This window comes from Cellulomonas sp. KH9 (assembly GCF_900114185.1).
Taxonomy (GTDB): Bacteria; Actinomycetota; Actinomycetes; order Actinomycetales; family Cellulomonadaceae; genus Cellulomonas.
Map to the genome: position 1 here is coordinate 572,378 of NZ_FOSE01000004.1, position 14,749 is coordinate 587,126.

The window sequence follows — 14,749 nt, forward strand, 5'->3', positions numbered from 1 at the left end:
GCGCGACCTGGCAGGGTGGCCGCCGTGAGCAGCACGACACCGCCGCACGGCTGGACCGAGGTGCGGGCCGTCGTCCTCGACGTCGGGGAGACGCTCGTCGACGAGACGCGCGCGTGGACGCAGGCCGCGCACGACGCGGGCGTCACCCCGCTCGCACTCATGGCGGTGCTGGGTGCGCTGGCCGAGCGCGACGAGCCGCACACGCGGGTGTGGGAGGTCCTGGGTGTGCCCCGGCCCGCGCGGACGCCCACGATCGAGCCCGGCGACCTCTACCCCGACGCCCTGCCGGCCCTCCACGCGCTGCGTCGCGCCGGCTACGTGGTCGGCATCGCCGGCAACCAGCCCGCGGGTGCCGAGGCGCAGCTGCGCACGGCTGGCGTGGACCTCGACCTGGTCGCCTCCTCGCAGCGCTGGGGGGTCGCCAAGCCGGCGCCCGCGTTCTTCGCGCGCGTGATCGCGGAGGTCGGCGTGCCGGCGGACCGGGTGCTGTACGTGGGCGACCGGCTCGACAACGACGTCCTGCCGGCGCGCGCCGCGGGCATGCGGACGGCGTTCCTGCGGCGCGGGCCGTGGGGGCACGTGCACGCGCTGCGCCCCCAGGCCGCGCTCGCGGACGTGCGCGTCGACTCGCTCGGCGAGCTCGTCGAGCTGCTCCCCGCCCGGCCCTGAGCGGCGGCCCGCCCGACGGGCTCAGCAGGTCCCGTCGGTGCACGCGTCCGCGGTCGGTGCGGCGACCAGCGGGTTGGCCTCCCGCCAGCCGGCGTCGAGCAGCTGGGCGAACACCTCGGCGGGCTGCGCGCCCGAGACGGCGTAGCGACGGTCGACGACGAAGAACGGCACGCCGGTCACGCCGATCGAGCGCGCGGTGGCCAGGTCGTCGCGGACGGCGTCGGCGGCGTCGTCGCCCGCCAGCGCGGCCGCGACGCGGGCGTCGTCCCAGCCGTGCGCCGCGAACCCGGCCCGGGCGGCCGCCGTCACGAGGGCGCCGTCGGCGCCGAGGTCGGTGCCCTCCTCGAAGTGCGCCGAGAACAGCGTCTCCATGGTCGCGTCGACCAGCGGGGCACCGCCGGCCTCGCGCGCGAGGTGCAGCAGCCGGTGGGCGTCGAACGTGTTGAACGCCAGGGTGGTGGCGAAGTCGTAGTGCAGCCCGTCGGCGGCACCGACCGCGGCGACCCGGGCGAACATCTCCTCGACCCGGTCCCGCGGCAGGCCCTTGGCCTCGACGAGCGCGTCGATCTCGGGGCGGCCCGGTCCCGTCGGCGTCTCGGGGGACAGCTGGTAGGAGCGCCACACGACCTCGACGTGGTCACGGTGCGGGAACGCGCGCAGCGCGGTGGCGAACCGGCGCTTGCCGATCCAGCACCAGGGGCACGCGACGTCGGACCAGACCTCGACGGTGACGGTGCGGGGAGGGGCGGCGAACGTGGGGGTGTCGAGCGTCACGGGAGCAGCAGGACCTTTCCGGTGGTGGCGCGCCCCTCGAGGGCGCGGTGGGCGTCGGCGGCGTCCGCCAGGGGGTAGGTGGCCCCGACACGGACGTCGAGGGCACCGGCGGCGACGGCGTCGAACAGCTCGTCGGCGCGCCACTGCAGCTCCTCGCGGGTCGCCGTGTGGTGGCCGAGCGTGGGGCGCGTCACGAAGACCGACCCGGCGGCGTTCAGCCGCTGGAGGTCGACGGGCGGTACCTGGCCGGAGGAGGCGCCGAACAGCACCAGCGTGCCCCGCCGGGCCAGCGACGCGAGGGACGCGTCGAAGGTGTCCCTGCCGACCCCGTCGTACACGACGTGCACCCCGCGACCGCCGGTCAGGTCCCGCACGAGCGCGGGGAGCTCGGTCGTCAGGTCGGACAGCTCGCGGTAGCGGATGACGTCGGACGCGCCGGCGGCGCGGGCCAGGCGCTCCTTGTCGGCGGACCCGACGGTCGAGATGACGCGGGCGCCGCGCGCCGCCGCCAGCTGGGTCAGCAGCAGCCCGACGCCACCGGCGCCGGCGTGCAGCAGCACGTCGTGCCCGTTGTCGAGGGGGAAGGTCGAGGAGACGAGGTAGTGCGCGGTCATGCCCTGCAGCGGCAGCGCGGCCGCGGTGGCGTCGTCCACGCCCGGTGGGACGGGCAGCGCGTCGGTCTCGCGGACGGCGACCAGCTCGGCGTAGGAGCCCTCGGCGGACGCCCACGCGACGCGGTCGCCGGGGGCCAGGCTCGTGACGTCGTCGCCGACCGCGACGACCTCGCCCGCCCCTTCGGACCCCACCAGGTGCGGGAACGGCATACGGTAGGTCCCGCTGCGACGGTAGGTGTCCATGAAGTTGACTCCGGCCGCCGCGACGCGCACGAGCACCTCGTCTGGCCGTGGCCGGGGGTCCGGGACGTCGCTGACCTGCAGGACCTCGGGGCCACCGGCGCGGGTGGCGATGACGGCGCGCATGTCAGCCGCAACCACGCGGGAGGCACCTCGTGTTCCCGCTGATCCTTGGTATTTGTCTGCACTCGACTGTATGTTCATGCACATGACGTTCACGGTGGCGGTGGCCGGGGCCAGCGGATACGCCGGCGGGGAGATCCTGCGGCTGCTGCTCGACCACCCGCAGTCACGCATCGGCACGCTCACGGCGCACTCCAACGCGGGGACGCCGCTCGGGGCGCACCACCCGCACCTCGTGGAGCTCGCCGACCGCGTCCTGGAACCTACGACCGCGCAGGCGCTCGCCGGCCACGACGTCGTCGTGCTCGCGCTGCCGCACGGCGCCAGCGGGCAGGTCGCGGCCGAGCTCGAGGCGCTCGGGGAGGACCCGGTGGTCCTCGACCTCGGGGCGGACCACCGCCTGGTCGAGGCGACCGACTGGGAGGCGTACTACGGCAGCCCGCACGCGGGCACGTGGACGTACGGCCTGCCCGAGCTCGTGGTCGCGCAGTCGACGACCCGGCAGCGCGAGCTCCTCGCCGGGGCGCGCCGCATCGCCGTGCCGGGGTGCAACGTCACGGCCGTCACCCTCGGCCTGCAGCCGGGCGTCGCGGCCGGCCTGCTCGACACCACCGACCTCGTCGCGGTCCTGGCCGTCGGCTACTCCGGTGCCGGCAAGTCGCTCAAGCCGCACCTGCTCGCCTCCGAGGCGCTCGGCGCCGCGGTGCCGTACGCGGTCGGCGGCAGCCACCGGCACATCCCCGAGCTCGCGCAGAACCTGCGCAGCGCCGGGGCGTCCGACGTGCGGACGTCCTTCACGCCCGTGCTGGTCCCGATGTCCCGCGGCATCCTCGCGACGGCCACCGCACGGCTCGCGCCGGGCGTGACGGTCGACGACGAGCAGCTGCGCGCGGCGTGGTGCGCCGCGTACGCGGACGAGCCGTTCGTCCGCGTGCTGCCCGCCGGCCAGTGGCCGACCACCGCGTCGACGACCGGGGCGAACACCGCGCTGGTGCAGGTCGCGTACGACGCCCGTGCGGGCCGCGTCGTGACGGTCACCGCCATCGACAACCTCGTCAAGGGCACCGCCGGCGGTGCCGTCCAGTCCCTCAACCTCGCGCTCGGCCTGCCGGAGACCCTCGGCCTGCCGCGGAACGGAGTCGCCCCGTGACCGACCACCTGGGACCCGCGCTCGAGGGCACGTCGCCCGGCACGTCGCCCGGCGTCACCGCGGCCGCGGGCTTCCGCGCCTCCGGCGTCACCGCCGGGCTCAAGGCGTCCGGCAAGCCGGACCTCGCGCTCGTGGTCAACGACGGTCCGCTCAAGGTCGGCGCGGCGGTGTTCACGACGAACCGCGTGGTCGGCGCGCCGGTCATCTGGTCCCGCCAGGTCGTCGCCGACGGCGTCGTGGAGGCCGTCGTCCTCAACTCCGGCGGGGCGAACGTCGGCACCGGGCCGCGCGGCTTCGCCGACGCGCACCAGACCGCCGAGAAGGTCGGTGCGGCGCTCGGCGTCTCCCCGGGCGATGTCGTCGTGTGCTCGACGGGCCTGATCGGCGTGCCGCTGGCGAGCGACAAGCTGTTCGCCGGGATCGCCCCGCTCGTCGCCGGTCTGGACGCAGGTGCCGGCGCGGACAGCGCCGCCGCCATCATGACCACGGACAGCGTCGCCAAGACCGCGCACGTGCGGGTGGAGACGCCCGACGGCGTGTTCGTCGTCGGCGGCATGGCCAAGGGCGCCGGCATGCTGGCGCCCGCCATGGCCACGATGCTGTCCGTGATCACCACCGACGCGGTGGTCGACGCGGCCACGGCGGACACGGCGCTGCGTGCGGCCACCGGCGCGACCTTCGACCGCGTCGACTCCGACGGCTGCATGTCGACGTCCGACACCGTGACGCTCCTGGTGTCCGGTGCCAGCGGCGTCACCCCGGCCGCTGACGTCTTCGCCGACGCCGTGCTGCGGGTCTGCGCCTCCCTCGCGCGCCAGCTCGTCGCGGACGCCGAGGGCGCCTCGCACGACGTCGCCGTGCACGTGCGCGGCGCGACCGGCGAGGCCTCCGCCGTGGCCGTCGCGCGTGCGGTGACGCGCTCCAACCTGGTCAAGGCCGCGATGTTCGGCAACGACCCCAACTGGGGCCGGATCATCGCGCAGGTGGGCACCGTCCCGGAGGACGTCGCGCCGTTCGACCCGACGCTGCTCGACGTCACCATCAACGGGGTGCAGGTCTGCCGGCAGGGCGGTGAGCACGAGGACCCGGCGCAGCTCGACCTCGCCGCGTCCCGCGAGATCCACGTCGTGGTCGACCTGCACGCCGGTGACGCGTCCGCCACGGTGTGGACCAACGACCTCACGCACGAGTACGTCCACGAGAACAGCGCCTACTCCACATGAGCGGTCCCGACGTGAACCTTCCCCCCGTGCCCGACGACTTCGTCTTCGACACGCGCACCGACCTGCGCGCCGACCAGAAGGCCGAGGTCCTCGTCGAGGCGCTGCCCTGGCTGCAGCAGTTCGCCGGTGCGCTCGTCGTCGTCAAGTACGGCGGCAACGCCATGATCGACGACACGCTCAAGCGGGCGTTCGCGGAGGACATGGTCTTCCTGCGGCAGGTCGGCCTGCGGCCCGTCGTCGTGCACGGCGGCGGCCCGCAGATCAACGCGATGCTCGACCGCCTCGACATCGCCAGCGAGTTCCGCGGCGGCCTGCGCGTCACGACCCCCGAGGCGATGGACGTCGTGCGGATGGTCCTGACCGGCCAGGTCTCGCGCGAGCTCGTCGGTCTCATCAACGCGCACGCACCGCACGCGGTGGGCCTGTCCGGCGAGGACGCGGGGCTGTTCCAGGCGCGCCGCCGCACCGCGGTGGTCGACGGGCACGAGGTCGACGTGGGTCTCGTCGGGGACGTCGTGCACGTGAACCCGGGCGCCGTCCTCGACCTGCTCGACGCCGGGCGGATCCCCGTGGTCTCGACCGTCGCACCGGACATCGACGACCCGACCCAGGTGCTCAACGTCAACGCCGACACGGCGGCGGCGGCGCTCGCGGTCGCCCTCGGCGCGCGCAAGCTGATCATCCTCACCGACGTCGAGGGCCTGTACACCGACTGGCCCGACCGCTCGACGCTGGTCCGGCGCATCCGCGCCTCGGCGCTCGCCGAGCTGCTGCCGCGGCTGGACTCCGGCATGCGCCCCAAGATGGAGGCCTGCTGGCGGGCGGTCGAGGGCGGCGTGCCGCGCGCCCACGTCATCGACGGCCGGGCGACCCACTCGATCCTCGTGGAGGTCTTCACCTCCGAGGGCGTCGGCACCATGGTGCTGCCCGACGCCGACCCCGACGGCCACCCGTCGACCGTGCCCGTGCGCGCGGTCCGGCTGGCCAGCGACGACCAGGAGGCGACGCCGTGAGCGCGACCCACGACGCGACCGTGACCACCCCCGCGACGGGTGACGTGCCGGCCGCTGCGGCCACCCCGGGCGCGGCCCGCCACCGCGCGGCCGGTGCGGACGACGCGCTGCCGCTGCCCGCCGCCGACGGCTCGGTGGCGCAGTGGACCGAGCGGTACGCGCACGCGGTGATGGACACGTTCGGCCCGCCGCAGCGTGTGCTGGTCCGTGGCGAGGGCCCGTACGTGTGGGACGCCGACGGCGCGCGGTACCTCGACCTGCTCGGCGGGATCGCGGTCAACTCCCTGGGCCACGCGCACCCGACGCTCACCGCCGCGATCAGCGCCCAGCTGGGCACGCTCGGCCACATCTCCAACTTCTTCGCCAGCCCGACGCAGATCGCGCTGGCCGAGCGGCTGCTCGCGATCGCCGACGCGCCCGAGGGCTCCCGGGTCTTCCTCACGAGCTCCGGCACGGAGGCCACGGAGGCCGCGCTGAAGCTCACGCGGCGGCACTCGGCCGGCGCCCGCCCGCGTGTCCTGGCGCTGGAGGGCGCGTTCCATGGCCGGTCGATGGGCGCGCTGTCGCTGACGCACAAGCAGGCGTACCGCGAGCCGTTCGAGCCGCTGCCGCCGGGTGTGGAGTTCCTGCCGTTCGGCGACACCGACGCGCTGCGCGCCGCCTTCGCGCACGGCGGTGACGAGGTCGCGGCGCTCGTCGTCGAGCCGGTCCAGGGCGAGGCCGGCGTGCGGCCGCTGCCCCCGGGCTACCTGGCGCTGGCGCGCGAGCTGACCACCGCCCACGGCGCGCTGCTGGTCCTCGACGAGGTGCAGACCGGCATGGGGCGCACGGGGCGCTGGTTCGCCCACCAGCACCCGCACATCGGCGGGGGCGTCCGCCCGGACGTCGTCACCGTGGCCAAGGGACTGGGCGCGGGGTTCCCCGTGGGTGCCGCGATCGCGTACGGACCGCAGGCGGCGGAGCTGCTCGGCCGCGGCCAGCACGGCACCACCTTCGGCGGCAACCCGGTCGCGGCGGCCGCCGCGCTGGCGACGATCGGCGTCATCGAGCGCGACGGCCTCCTCGCGCACGTCACGGGGCTGGGGGAGCGGCTGCGCGACCGTCTGCGCTCGACCGGCAACCCGCTGGTGCGCGAGGTCCGGGGTGAGGGTCTGCTCATCGCGGTCGAGCTCGAGCGGCCCGTCGCGGCGCGGGTCGCGGCCGACGCGCTCGCGGCCGGGTTCGTCGTCAACGCCTGCACGCCCACCGCGCTGCGGCTCGCGCCCCCGTTCGTCCTGACGGACGAGCAGGTGCAGCCGTTCGTCGACCTGGTCGCCGCGCTGCCGGCCGACCTCGCCCCCGAGGAGACCGCGTGACCCGCCACTTCCTGCGCGACGACGACCTGAGCCCCCGGGAGCAGGCCGAGGTCCTCGAGCTCGCGCTCGCGTTCCGCGACGACCGGTTCATCCGCACCCCGCTGGCGGGCCCCCGCTCCGTCGCCGTCATCTTCGACAAGCCGACCCTGCGCACGCAGGTGAGCTTCCTGACCGGCATCGCCGAGCTCGGCGGATACCCGCTGCCGGTGGACGGCAACCTGGCGCGCATCGGCGTGCGCGAGTCGATCGCGGACACCGCCCGGGTGCTCGGCCGCCAGGTGGCCGCGATCGTCTGGCGCACGCACGCGCAGACGCGCCTGGACGAGATGGCCGCCGTCGCGGGCGTGCCGGTCGTCAACGCGCTGACGGACGAGTTCCACCCCTGCCAGGTGCTGGCCGACCTCACCACGCTCGCCCAGCACCGCGGCGGCGTGGCGTCGTTGCCCGGCACCACGCTGGCCTACGTCGGTGACGGGGCGAACAACATGGCGCACTCCTACCTGCTGGGCGGCGCGACCGCGGGCCTGCACGTGCGCGTCGGCACGCCCGCCGACGCGCTGCCGGACCCGGCGGTCCTCGAGCGTGCGACGCAGGTCGCGGCGGGCACGGGTGGGTCCGTGAGCGTCGTGCACGACCTGGCGGCCGCCGTGGCGGGCGCCGACGTGGTCGCCACGGACACGTGGACGTCGATGGGCCAGGAGGACGAGGCGCTCGACCGGGAGCGCCGGTTCGAGGCCTACCGGCTCGACGCGGCCGCCCTCGCGCTCGCCGCCCCCGACGCCCTGGTCCTGCACTGCCTGCCCGCGTACCGCGGCAAGGAGATCACCTCCGAGGTGCTCGACGGCCCGCAGTCGGTCGTCTGGGACGAGGCCGAGAACCGGCTGCACGCGCAGAAGGCGCTGCTGGCCTTCCTGCTGGAGAGGTCGTGAGCACCTCGGTGGCGGCCACCAAGGCAGCCCGCCACGCGCTGATCCGCACGCTGCTGCAGCGCGGCACGGTGCACTCGCAGGGCGAGCTGGCCGCGCTGCTGGCCGACGAGGGCGTCACGGTCACCCAGGCCACGCTGAGCCGCGACCTGGTCGAGCTGCGCGCGGTGCGGATCCGCACCGCGTCGGGCTCGCTGGTGTACGCGGTGCCGGGGGAGGGCGGGGACCGGACCCCCACGACCACGGACACCGAGCAGCTCGCGGCGCGGCTGGCGCGCCTGTGCGCGGAGCTCCTTGTCGCGGCGGAGGCGTCCGGCAACCTCGTCGTGCTCCGCACGCCTCCCGGCGCGGCGCAGTTCCTCGCGTCGGCGATCGACCACTCGGTGCTGCCCGCGGTGCTGGGCACCATCGCGGGGGACGACACGGTGCTGGTGGTCTCGCGCGACCCGCAGGGCGGGGACGCCGTGGCGGCCCGCTTCCTGGCGCTCGCGGGCGAGGGCTGAGACGGGTTATGCATAGGTCCGCAGTTGCATGTATGTTCATGCACGCGAACCTCGAGAAGGAGAGAACCTGACATGACCGAACGCGTCGTCCTCGCGTACTCCGGTGGCCTGGACACCTCGGTGGGCATCGGCTGGATCGCGGAGGCCACCGGTGCCGAGGTGATCGCCGTGGCCGTCGACGTCGGCCAGGGCGGTGAGGACCTCGAGGTCATCCGGCGCCGTGCGCTGGACTGCGGTGCCGTGGAGGCGTACGTCGCCGACGCGCGCGACGAGTTCGCCACCGAGTACTGCATGCCGGCCCTCAAGGCCAACGGCCTGTACCTCGACCGGTACCCGCTGGTCTCGGCGCTGTCGCGCCCCGTCATCGTCAAGCACCTCGTGCGGGCGGCGCGGCAGTTCGGCGCCACGACGGTCGCCCACGGCTGCACCGGCAAGGGCAACGACCAGGTCCGCTTCGAGGTGGGCATCACCTCCCTCGCGCCCGACCTCAAGTGCCTCGCCCCCGTCCGGGACCTCGCGCTGACGCGCGACAAGGCGATCGAGTACGCGGAGAAGCACAGCCTCCCGATCGCGACCACCAAGCACAACCCGTTCTCGATCGACCAGAACGTGTGGGGCCGCGCGGTGGAGACCGGGTTCCTCGAGGACATCTGGAACGCGCCCACCAAGGACGTCTACACGTACACGGACGACCCGACGTTCCCGCCGGTCGCCGACGAGGTCGTCGTGCGCTTCGAGCAGGGCGTGCCCGTCGCGCTCGACGAGGTGCCCGTCACGCCCCTCCAGGCGATCCAGGAGATGAACCGCCGCGCCGGTGCGCAGGGCGTCGGCCGCATCGACATCGTCGAGGACCGCCTGGTCGGCATCAAGTCGCGCGAGGTCTACGAGGCGCCGGGCGCGATCGCGCTCATCGCTGCCCACCAGGAGCTCGAGAACGTCACCGTCGAGCGCGAGCAGGCCCGCTTCAAGCGTGGCGTCGAGCAGCGCTGGACCGAGCTGGTCTACGACGGCCAGTGGTTCTCGCCGCTCAAGCGCTCGCTGGACGTCTTCATCGACGACACGCAGCGCTACGTCTCCGGCGACGTCCGGATCGTGCTGCACGGCGGCCGCGCGACGGTCACCGGCCGGCGCTCGGACTCCAGCCTGTACGACTTCAACCTCGCGACGTACGACTCGGGCGACACGTTCGACCAGTCCGCGGCGCGCGGCTTCATCGAGATCTACGGGCTGAGCTCCAAGCTCGCGGCGGCCCGCGACGTCCGGTTCGGCAACGCCCCCGACCTGGGGACGCAGGGAGGCATCGACGCGTGAGCGACCAGCCCGGCCCGCTCGCGCTGTGGGGCGGACGCTTCGCGTCCGGCCCCGCGGCGGCCCTCGCCGACCTCTCGCGGTCGACGCAGTTCGACTGGCGCCTCGCCGACGACGACATCACCGGGTCGGTCGCGCACGCCCACGTGCTGCACGCCGCCGGTCTGCTGTCGGACGACGAGGTCGCCGGCATGGTCGACGCCCTCGAGCGGCTGCGTGCCGACGTCGCGTCCGGGGCGTTCGCGCCCCTGCCGGACGACGAGGACGTGCACACCGCGCTCGAGCGGGGGCTCATCGAGCGGGCCGGTGCCGACCTCGGCGGCAAGCTGCGGGCCGGGCGCTCGCGCAACGACCAGATCGCGACGCTGGTGCGCATGTACCTGCGCCGTCAGTCGCGCGTGCTGTCGGGTCTCGTGCTCGACGTCGTCGACGCCCTGGTGGCGCAGGCGCAGGCCGTCGGGGACGCCCCGATGCCGGGCCGCACGCACCTGCAGCACGCGCAGCCGGTCCTGCTCGCGCACCACCTGCTCGCGCACGCGTGGCCGCTGCTGCGCGACGTCGAGCGGTGGGCCGACTGGGACGGGCGCGCCGCGCGCTCGCCCTACGGGTCCGGTGCCCTGGCCGGCTCGTCGCTGGGACTGGACCCGGCGGCGGTCGCGGCCGAGCTCGGCTTCGCCGGGCCCGTCGAGAACTCGATCGACGGCACCGCCTCGCGCGACGTCGTCGCGGAGTTCGCGTTCGTCGCGGCGATGACGGGCGTCGACCTGTCCCGCCTCGCGGAGGACGTGGTGCTGTGGGCGACCAAGGAGTTCGGGTTCGTGCGTCTGCACGACGCGTACTCCACGGGGTCGAGCATCATGCCGCAGAAGAAGAACCCGGACGTCGCCGAGCTCGCGCGCGGCAAGGCCGGGCGCCTGGTGGGTGACCTCACCGGGCTGCTGACCACGCTCAAGGGCCTGCCGCTCGCGTACAACCGTGACCTGCAGGAGGACAAGGAGCCGGTGTTCGACCAGGTCGACCAGCTCACCGTCCTGCTGCCCGCCTTCGCGGGCATGGTCGCGACGCTGACGTTCGACACCGACCGCATGGCCGCGCTGGCACCGCAGGGCTTCTCGCTGGCCACGGACATCGCCGAGTGGCTCGTGCGCCAGGGCGTCCCGTTCCGCGTCGCGCACGAGGTCGCCGGTGCGTGCGTCCGTACGTGCGAGGAGCGCGGGATCGAGCTGTGGGACCTGTCGGACACCGACCTCGCGGGCATCAGCGAGCACCTGACGCCGGACGTGCGCGCGGTGCTGTCGGTCGAGGGCTCGCTGGCGTCCCGTGACGCCGTGGGCGGCACGGCACCGGTGCGCGTGGCCGAGCAGCTCGCCGCCGCGCGCGAGCGCAGCGCCGCACTGCGCGCGCAGCGCGCCTGAGCGCACCGGACCGTGGGCGGGGCGGCGTGACGTCGGGTGCCGAGGTCGTCGCGGACCGGGTGCTCGCGGCCCCGCCGCGGCTCGGGAGCGTGCGGCTGGTGTGCGTCGACGGCCCCGCCGGCTCGGGCAAGACGACGACGGCCGCGCGCGTGGCGGCGCTCGTCGGCCGGACGGGCGCACGGGTCGCGGTCGTGCACCTCGACGACCTGTACGACGGGTGGGGCGGGCTGGAGGGCACGCTCTGGGCGCGGCTGTCGGCACAGGTGCTCGAGCCCCTGCGACGTGGCCGGCCTGGTCGCTTCCAGCGGTACGACTGGTCCGCGGGCGCGTTCGCGGACTGGGTCGACGTCCCGCTCCCCGACGTGCTGGTCGTCGAGGGGTGCGGCTCGGCGCCGCGCGCTGTCGACGGGCTCGCGTCGGTGCGCGTCTGGGTGTGCGCGCCCGACGACGTGCGGCTGGCGCGCGGCCTGGCCCGCGACGGCGTCGCGGAACGGGAGCACTGGGCGGCGTGGATGGCGGACGAGCGCTCGCACTTCGAGCGGGAGCGCACGCGGGAGCGTGCCGACGTGCGGCTCGACGGGGACGGCCGCGTCGTCGGTCCCGCGCCGGACGTCCCCGCACCGCGGCCGACCGGTTTGGCATGATGGCCGCGTGCACCTCGAGACGCCCGCGGCGGGTCGGCCGGACGACGGCATCGTCCCCGGCACCGGCGTGGTGCCCGCGCGCAGCTGGTACGCGCGGGATCCCCTCGCCGTCGCGCGCGACCTGCTCGGGGCCTTCGTGACGGCGCGCAGCCCCGAGGGCTCGGTCACCGTCCGCCTGACCGAGGTCGAGGCGTACGGCGGCGAGGACGACCCGGGCTCCCACGCCTTCCGCGGCCGGACGGCCCGCAACGCGGCCATGTTCGCCGAGCCCGGACGGCTCTACGTGTACCGGCACATGGGGCTGCACCACTGCGTCAACGTGGTGACCGAGCAGGCCGGCCGGGGGTCGGCGGTCCTGCTGCGCGCCGGTGAGGTCGTGGAGGGCGTCGAGCTCGCCTGGGCGCGACGCTCGAGTGCCGGCGTCGTCGACAACGAGCGCCAGCTCGCGCGCGGCCCCGCGCGCCTGGCGGTCTGCCTGGGTCTGGACCTCGCCGCCAACGGCGCCGACCTCACGGAGCCCGGCGGCTCGGTGCTCGTGCGCAAGCGCGACGTCGCGGTCATGCAGTCGCCGGTCGCGACCGGGCCGCGTGTCGGGGTGTCGGGCGTCGGCGGCGACGCTGCGGTGCACCCGTGGCGTCTGTGGCTGACGAACGAGCCGACCGTCTCGGCGTACCGCCCCGCGTATCGGTCGCCGGCGTCGGCAGACGCCCCTCCCGGGGCGACGACGTCGGCCTGACCCGGGTGCCCACCCCCTCGGCGTGCCCCACCCCCTCGTCCCGCGCCGCCGTGCGGCGCGCGACCCCGTACCGCCGTGCCACCCGCCCCGCGGGCGTGCCGGCCCCCGACCGACGGAGACCCCTGTGACCGACATCCTCGACGAGCTCGCGTGGCGCGGGCTCCTCGCGCAGCACACCGATCTCGACGCCCTCCGGGCCGAGCTGGCCGCCGGGCCCGTCTCGCTCTACTGCGGGTTCGACCCCACGGCCCCGTCGCTGCACATCGGCAACCTCGTCCAGATCCTCACGGTGCGCCGGCTGCAGGACGCGGGCCACCGCCCCTTCGCCCTCGTCGGCGGTGCCACGGGTCTCATCGGGGACCCCAAGATGACGGGGGAGCGCACGCTGAACTCTCCCGACGTGGTCGCGGGCTGGGTCGAGCGGATCCGCGCCCAGATCGCACCCCTGCTCCGCTTCGACGGTCCCCACGCGGCCACGATGGTCAACAACCTCGACTGGACGTCGGGCCTGTCGGCGATCGACTTCCTGCGGGACGTCGGCAAGCACTACCGGCTGGGCACGATGCTCGCCAAGGACACGGTGGCCCGGCGGCTGCACTCCGACCAGGGGATCAGCTTCACGGAGTTCAGCTACCAGATCCTGCAGGGGATGGACTACCTCGAGCTCTACCGCCGGCACGGTGTGCGGCTGCAGACCGGGGGCAACGACCAGTGGGGCAACCTGCTGTCCGGCGTCGAGCTCGTGCGCAAGGTGGAGGCCACGGCCGTGCACGCCCTGACGACACCCCTCATCACCAAGGCGGACGGCACCAAGTTCGGCAAGACCGAGTCGGGCACGGTGTGGCTCGACCCGACGATGACCACGCCGTACGCCTTCTACCAGTTCTGGCTCAACGCGGACGACGCCGACGTCGTGGGCTACCTCAAGGTGTTCACCTTCCGCACCCGTGAGGAGATCGCCGAGCTCGAGCACGCGGTGGCCGAGCGCCCGGCGGCGCGCGAGGCGCAGCGCGCGCTCGCCCACGACGTGACCGCGCTCGTGCACGGGGAGCAGACGGCGCAGGCCGTGATCGCGGCGAGCCAGGCGCTGTTCGGCCGCGGTGAGCTCGGGGCGCTCGACGCGGGCACCCTCGGGTCGGCGGTCGCCGAGCTGCCCACGGCGCGCGGCGCGGTCGGCGACCCGATCGTCGACCTGCTGGCGGCCACCGGCGTGGTGGCGAGCAAGGCGGCCGCGCGCCGGGCGGTCGCCGAGGGCGGCGCATCCGTGAACAACGTGCGGGTCGCGTCGGAGGACGCCACGCTCACCGCCGACCAGCTGCTGCACGGCCGGTGGGCCGTGCTGCGGCGGGGCAAGCGGACGCTGGCCGTGGTCGACGCGCAGGCTCCTGCCCCGTCGGCCTGAGCCCAGGTGGGCGGCGCGGCCCGGGTGCGCGCCGCCCACCACCGGCGTGCGGCTCGCTGACCTGCACGGATGCCCACACCGCGGCGGGCACGGGAGCAGTGGTCGGCGTCACGCGCTCGAGGATTTGACCGTCCGCGCAACATCCGCGTAATGTTCTGCGAGCCCGCCCAGCAGGGAGGAACGGACACCGAGCAGTGCTTGGTGGTCGGTCCCCGCAGGAGCTGGGCATCTCCCGCATGGTGGTCCTCGGCGCTCAGCGCGTCGGGTAGAGTCGTGCGGCGGCGTTCGGAAGGGCCTGGATCACCTCGGTGGTCGATCACCTCGGTGGTCAGGGGCGCGGAGAACGCCTGGTAGATTGAAGATCGAACAAAGCCTCCTGCGGAAGCGTGAAAGCGTTGGCGAGGATGCGCGTCTGTTCCTTGAGAACTCAACAGTGTGCCAAGTAGTCGATGCCATTTTTTTGGTGTCGAGCCTGGCTGGGTCCACCCCGTGGGTCTGGTCAGGGATGATGCCAGTTGATGCCCCTCTTCGGGGGGGTTCTTTGTGTGTCTGTTGCTCGCCGGTTTCGGTCGGTGGGTGGCTGTTTGACATTCACGGAGAGTTTGATTCTGGCTCAGGACGAACGCTGGCGGCGTGCTTAACACATGCAAGTCG

14 protein-coding genes and 1 rRNA gene are annotated in these 14,749 nt (G+C 74.4%); 13 read left to right on the forward strand and 2 right to left on the reverse strand.

Annotation, left to right across the window (positions count from 1 at the left end; translation table 11 throughout):
• Nucleotides 1-24: 24 nt before the first annotated feature.
• Nucleotides 25-669, forward strand: coding sequence for an HAD family hydrolase (locus BMZ16_RS15540; protein ID WP_089802217.1), 645 nt, complete (start codon nt 25-27; stop codon nt 667-669).
• Nucleotides 670-690: 21 nt separating this feature from the next.
• Here the strand turns inward: BMZ16_RS15540 and BMZ16_RS15545 are convergent, their stop codons facing one another.
• Nucleotides 691-1,443, reverse strand: a complete 753-nt coding sequence (locus BMZ16_RS15545) for a DsbA family oxidoreductase (RefSeq protein ID WP_089802015.1) — start codon at nt 1,441-1,443, stop codon at nt 691-693.
• Nucleotides 1,440-2,423 (reverse strand): quinone oxidoreductase family protein, encoded by a 984-nt coding sequence (locus BMZ16_RS15550; RefSeq protein ID WP_089802017.1) that lies wholly within the window; start codon nt 2,421-2,423, stop codon nt 1,440-1,442. Before BMZ16_RS15550 ends, BMZ16_RS15545 begins: the two co-directional genes overlap by 4 nt.
• Before the next feature lie 76 nt (nt 2,424-2,499).
• Between BMZ16_RS15550 and argC the strand changes: the two genes are divergently transcribed.
• The 12 genes from argC to BMZ16_RS15610 form a co-directional block, all read left to right on the forward strand.
• Entirely contained in the window at nt 2,500-3,570 is a 1,071-nt protein-coding gene (gene argC / locus BMZ16_RS15555; protein ID WP_255366745.1) for an N-acetyl-gamma-glutamyl-phosphate reductase, read from the forward strand.
• Nucleotides 3,567-4,793: a bifunctional glutamate N-acetyltransferase/amino-acid acetyltransferase ArgJ gene (argJ, locus tag BMZ16_RS15560; RefSeq protein WP_089802021.1), complete on the forward strand. Its 1,227-nt coding sequence runs from the start codon at nt 3,567-3,569 to the stop codon at nt 4,791-4,793. The genes argC and argJ overlap by 4 nt, the downstream gene beginning before the upstream one ends.
• On the forward strand, nt 4,790-5,806 hold the full coding sequence (gene argB, locus BMZ16_RS15565) for an acetylglutamate kinase (RefSeq protein ID WP_089802024.1): 1,017 nt from the start codon (nt 4,790-4,792) through the stop codon (nt 5,804-5,806). The genes argJ and argB overlap by 4 nt, the downstream gene beginning before the upstream one ends.
• Before the next feature lie 107 nt (nt 5,807-5,913).
• A complete protein-coding gene (locus tag BMZ16_RS15570) occupies nt 5,914-7,161 on the forward strand; it encodes an acetylornithine transaminase (RefSeq protein WP_255366747.1) in 1,248 nt (415 codons plus the stop codon).
• Nucleotides 7,158-8,090 carry an ornithine carbamoyltransferase gene (gene argF, locus BMZ16_RS15575; protein ID WP_089802026.1) on the forward strand — a complete coding sequence of 311 codons (933 nt, stop codon included), beginning with the start codon at nt 7,158-7,160 and terminating at the stop codon, nt 8,088-8,090. The genes BMZ16_RS15570 and argF overlap by 4 nt, the downstream gene beginning before the upstream one ends.
• Nucleotides 8,087-8,590, forward strand: a complete 504-nt coding sequence (locus BMZ16_RS15580; RefSeq protein ID WP_089802028.1) for an arginine repressor — start codon at nt 8,087-8,089, stop codon at nt 8,588-8,590. Before argF ends, BMZ16_RS15580 begins: the two co-directional genes overlap by 4 nt.
• 72 nt (nt 8,591-8,662) lie before the next feature.
• Nucleotides 8,663-9,901: an argininosuccinate synthase gene (locus BMZ16_RS15585; protein ID WP_089802030.1), complete on the forward strand. Its 1,239-nt coding sequence runs from the start codon at nt 8,663-8,665 to the stop codon at nt 9,899-9,901.
• Complete coding sequence (argH, locus tag BMZ16_RS15590) at nt 9,898-11,313, forward strand: argininosuccinate lyase (protein ID WP_089802032.1); 1,416 nt, start codon at nt 9,898-9,900, stop codon at nt 11,311-11,313. Before BMZ16_RS15585 ends, argH begins: the two co-directional genes overlap by 4 nt.
• Before the next feature lie 26 nt (nt 11,314-11,339).
• Nucleotides 11,340-11,957, forward strand: a complete 618-nt coding sequence (locus BMZ16_RS15595; RefSeq protein ID WP_089802034.1) for a uridine kinase family protein — start codon at nt 11,340-11,342, stop codon at nt 11,955-11,957.
• Nucleotides 11,958-11,964: 7 nt separating this feature from the next.
• The gene (locus tag BMZ16_RS15600) at nt 11,965-12,693 is read left to right on the forward strand and encodes a DNA-3-methyladenine glycosylase (protein ID WP_089802036.1); all 729 of its coding nucleotides are present in this window, start codon (nt 11,965-11,967) and stop codon (nt 12,691-12,693) included.
• A gap of 124 nt (nt 12,694-12,817) precedes the next feature.
• Complete coding sequence (tyrS, locus tag BMZ16_RS15605; RefSeq protein ID WP_089802038.1) at nt 12,818-14,095, forward strand: tyrosine--tRNA ligase; 1,278 nt, start codon at nt 12,818-12,820, stop codon at nt 14,093-14,095.
• 590 nt (nt 14,096-14,685) lie between these two features.
• A 16S ribosomal RNA gene (locus tag BMZ16_RS15610) occupies nt 14,686-14,749 on the forward strand; the annotation flags it as partial.

What these genes read in the sequence shown, in the direction of transcription:
- BMZ16_RS15550 (WP_089802017.1), bottom strand. Translation starts at nt 2,423, where the DNA reads ATGCGCGCCGTCATCGCCACCCGCGCCGGTGGCCCCGAGGTCCTGCAG.
- argC (WP_255366745.1), top strand. Translation starts at nt 2,500, where the DNA reads ATGCACATGACGTTCACGGTGGCGGTGGCCGGGGCCAGCGGATACGCC.
- argB (WP_089802024.1), top strand. Translation starts at nt 4,790, where the DNA reads ATGAGCGGTCCCGACGTGAACCTTCCCCCCGTGCCCGACGACTTCGTC.
- BMZ16_RS15585 (WP_089802030.1), top strand. Translation starts at nt 8,663, where the DNA reads ATGACCGAACGCGTCGTCCTCGCGTACTCCGGTGGCCTGGACACCTCG.